4 protein-coding genes and 1 pseudogene are annotated in these 3,744 nt (G+C 76.1%); all 5 read left to right on the forward strand.

The window, feature by feature from the left end:
* Positions 1-295, forward strand: a pseudogene (locus ACFU6K_RS33640) (hypothetical protein); the annotation flags it as partial.
* A gap of 129 nt (positions 296-424) precedes the next feature.
* Positions 425-1,306: an alpha/beta fold hydrolase gene (locus ACFU6K_RS33645; protein WP_380669565.1), complete on the forward strand. Its 882-nt coding sequence runs from the start codon at positions 425-427 to the stop codon at positions 1,304-1,306.
* Between the two features lie 396 nt (positions 1,307-1,702).
* Positions 1,703-1,861: a hypothetical protein gene (locus tag ACFU6K_RS33650; RefSeq protein WP_158077673.1), complete on the forward strand. Its 159-nt coding sequence runs from the start codon at positions 1,703-1,705 to the stop codon at positions 1,859-1,861.
* Between the two features lie 308 nt (positions 1,862-2,169).
* Positions 2,170-2,808 carry a DUF6758 family protein gene (locus tag ACFU6K_RS33655; RefSeq protein ID WP_063780222.1) on the forward strand — a complete coding sequence of 213 codons (639 nt, stop codon included), beginning with the start codon at positions 2,170-2,172 and terminating at the stop codon, positions 2,806-2,808.
* A 49-nt stretch (positions 2,809-2,857) separates the two neighbouring features.
* Complete coding sequence (locus ACFU6K_RS33660; RefSeq protein ID WP_380669568.1) at positions 2,858-3,718, forward strand: PHP domain-containing protein; 861 nt, start codon at positions 2,858-2,860, stop codon at positions 3,716-3,718.
* Positions 3,719-3,744: the final 26 nt, after the last annotated feature.

Below are 3,744 nucleotides of genomic sequence, written 5' to 3' on the forward strand. Positions count from 1 at the left end.
CGTCGAGGCCGCCGCCCCGGCCGCCGAGGCCACCGAGGCTCCGGCCCCGGTGAAGAAGGCCACCCGCGCCCGGAAGCCGAAGGCCGAGGCCGTCGAGGCGGCTCCGGTCGCCGAGGCCGCCGCCGAGGCTCCCGCCCCGGCCAAGAAGGCCACCCGCGCCCGCAAGCCGAAGGCCGTCGCCGAGACCGCCCCGGAGGCCCCGGCCGCTGAGGCCGCCACCGAGGTCCCGGCTCCGCGCAAGCGCACCCGCACCCGCAAGGCGGCCGCGCCGGTGGAGGCCACCCCGGAGAGCTGACACCCCCGTGTCTCCCCCGAGGGGGCGGGCCAGGCCACCCGGCCCGGCCCGCCCCCTCGGGCGTTTCCGCCCACCTCCTAAGCTCTGGGCGTCGGGGAGCGCCGACAGGACGAGCAGGGAGAGCAGCCCATGAGCACGCCGCCGTTTCTGACGCTGCCCGGGTGCGCGCGGGCCGAGCGGCTGGTGACCGGGCGCGGGGAGTTCGCGGCGCTGCGGGCGGAGCCGTCCGGGCCGGTGCGCGGCTCGGCGCTGCTGGTGCCGGGGTTCACCGGCAGCAAGGAGGACTTCATCGCGCTGCTGGAGCCGCTGGCGGCCGCCGGGTACCGGGTGACGGCCGTGGACCAGCGCGGGCAGTACCAGACCGGCGGTCCGGACGATCCGGCGGCGTACGCCGTCGAGGCGCTCGGCGCGGACGTACGGGCCCTCACCGCGGTGCTGGCGGCCGAGGCCGAGGGCGCCCCGCCGCACCTGCTGGGGCACTCCTTCGGCGGCCAGGTGGTGCGCGAGGCGGTGCTCGCCGCGGCCGCGGAGGGCCCGCTGCCCTGGCGGTCGCTGACCCTGGTGTCCACCGGCCCGGGCGCGATCGACCCGGCCGAGGCGGTCCGCACCGGGCTGCTGCTGGACGCCCTGCGGGGGATGGACCTGGAGCAGATCTGGCAGGTCATGCGGCAGCTGGAGGCGGAGAGCGGGCAGCCGCGGCCGGTCCCGGAGCCGGCCGTGGCGGAGTTCCTGCACCGCCGCTGGCTGGCCAACGTGCCGCGGGCGCTGTCCGTCACCGGCGCTCACCTGGTGGCCGCACCGGACCGGGTGGCCGAGCTGGCCGCCGCCACCGCCGGGCTGCCGGTGCTGGTGCTGTCCGGGGTGCGGGACCACGCCTGGCCGGTCCCGGAGCAGACCGCGATGGCCGAGCGCCTGGGTGCCCGCCGGGTGGTGGTCGCGGACGCCGGCCACTCCCCCAACGCCGAGCAGCCGGCCGCCACGGCCGGGGCGCTGGCCGCGTTCTGGGCCTGACCGACGCGGTCGGGGCCGCGCCGGTTCCCCCGGTCCGCCAAAAGTGGTCTGTACCACTTCTTCAAGTTCGATCGGCTTCAACACAGGACAAAATTCGTTAGTTACGGTAATCTTTGATTCTGTCCGGGAATCATCGCCGGCCTCCGGCGCGGCGCCAATCACCCGAAACCTGGACGTTACGGACGGGCAACGGCCCGGTAGCACCGCCACGACACCGTGGTGCACGAGGCACTGGACGCACCAGGCAAGCAGGGGGAGCCCTTGCCGCAGCAGACCGCCACACGCGCGACGACCCGCCCGATCCGGCCTCACCTCCGGATCCGCAAGACCCCGAGAGAGCTGATACCGACTCAGCCGCCCCCGCCCCGCCCCGCGGGGCCAGGAAAGGAGACGCCCATGACGAAGACCATGCGCTTCGAGATCGTCCGACTCGACGAGACCAACGGCTCCGCCGCCGACCGCCAGATCGCCGACGCCGCCACCGTGCGCGAGGTCGTCCAGGCCGCCGCCCGCACCGGCGAGCGCCTGCTCATCCGTCCGTGCCCGACCGTCTGACCCGGCGCGGCGCCTCCGACCGGGAGGCCCCACCCGCCGCCGACGAGCCGGGAGCGTCCGATCCGGACGTTCCGATACCCGACTGACGCCCCGTCACCGCATTCGCCGATGACGGGGCGTCAGTGTTTCCGGGGTCGGAACCCCGGACGTTTGCCGCCGCCCGGGACGGGACATCCCCCAACGGGAACCGCCCGTGCCACGCCCACCCGGCGCCGGTCCGGGCGCCCGCCACCGACAGGTGCCGCCGAGCCCTCCGTACGGGTGATCGTCCTTGACGCGGCGGTCCGGAGGGAGGAGCGTTGACGGCTATGAGGGGCGAGCCCAGCTGCCCGAGGTGCGCCGGTCGGGTCCGCGCCCCCGGTCTGTTCTCAGACACCTGGCAGTGCGACCGGCACGGAGCCGTGCACCCGATGCAGCCCGTGCTGCCCCCGAGTGTGGAGGCCCTCGGCGTCGCCGTCGCCCGCTCCCAGGTCCCGGTCTGGCTGCCCTGGCCGCTCCCGGTCGGCTGGCTCTACACCGGCATCGCGCACGTCGGCGACGACGTCTCGGGCGCCCGGGCCACCGCCGTCGCCTGCTCCGGGCCCGCGCCGCTCGGCGGCTTCGGCGAGCTGGTGCTGGTCGCCGAGGAGCTGGGGGTCGGCCTCGGCGCCCGCTACGCGGGCCTGTCCGGGCCCGACCCGGGCGACTCCGTCGGCCTCTACAAGCCCGCCGACGCCAAGCTGCTGGCCGCCGGGCGGCCCACCCCGATGTTCCACGTCCCGGACGCCCCGGCCGACCGCGCGGTGTTCGTCGGCGAGGCCCGCGGGCTCTGGCTCTGGGCGGTCGCCTGGCCCGAGCAGTCCGCGCTGGTGATGTACGACGAGCTGGTGCTGACCGACCTGCGCGAGGCCGGCGCCGAACTGGACCTGCTCCCCTGCGGGGCGCTCTCCCCCCGGCTCCTCGGCTGAGCGCTGGCCTATCCTGGGCGGCACCCACGAGCCCCCAGGAGTCCGATCCGTGCGCATCGACCTGCACGCCCACAGCAACGCCTCCGACGGCACCGACAGCCCGGCCGAGCTGGTCGCGGCGGCCGTCGCCGCGGGCCTCGACGTGGTGGCGCTGACCGACCACGACACCGTGGCCGGCCACGCCGAGGCCGCCGGGGCGGTACGCGCACTGCCCGCGGGCAGCCGGCTGACCGTCGTCCCGGGCGCCGAGCTGTCCTGCGCCGTGGACGGCATCAGCCTGCACCTGCTGGCGTACCTGTTCGACCCCGAGGAGCCGGAGTTCGCGCGCGAGCGGGACCTGGTGCGCACCGACCGGTTCCGGCGCGGGCGGGCGATCGTGGAGCGCTGCCGGGAGCTCGGCGCGGAGATCAGCTGGGAGCAGGTGCGGCGGATCGCCGGGGCCGGCTCGGTCGGCCGGCCGCACATCGCCAGCGCGCTGGTCGAGGCGGGCGTGGTGGCCTCCGTCTCGGACGCCTTCACCGCCGACTGGCTGGCCAACGGCGGGCGGGCGGACGTCCGCAAGCACGAGACCGACCCGGTCGCGGCGGTCCGGCTGGTCCGGGCGGCCGGCGGGGTGCCGGTGTTCGCCCACCCGGGCGCGGTCAAGCGCGGCCGGACGGTCTCCGACCAGGTGATCGCCGACCTCGCGGCGGCCGGACTGGCCGGGCTGGAGGTCGACCACACCGACCACGACGAGGAGACCAGGGAGCGGCTGCGCGGCCTGGCCGGCGAGCTCGGCCTGCTGGTCACCGGCTCCAGCGACTACCACGGCACCCGCAAGACCGTACGGCTCGGCGAGCACACCACCGACCCGGAGGTGTACGGGGCGCTGCTGGCGCAGGCCACCGGCGCGAAGCCGATCGAGCGCTGAACGCCGGACCAGGGGATTATTAGTCC

The sequence above is a fragment of the Kitasatospora sp. NPDC057512 genome, from assembly GCF_042802135.1.
Lineage (GTDB): Bacteria > Actinomycetota > Actinomycetes > Streptomycetales > Streptomycetaceae > Kitasatospora.

Coding starts and splice junctions, on each gene's coding strand:
- ACFU6K_RS33645 (WP_380669565.1), top strand. CDS start 425: ATGAGCACGCCGCCGTTTCTGACGCTGCCCGGGTGCGCGCGGGCCGAG.
- ACFU6K_RS33650 (WP_158077673.1), top strand. CDS start 1,703: ATGACGAAGACCATGCGCTTCGAGATCGTCCGACTCGACGAGACCAAC.
- ACFU6K_RS33655 (WP_063780222.1), top strand. CDS start 2,170: ATGAGGGGCGAGCCCAGCTGCCCGAGGTGCGCCGGTCGGGTCCGCGCC.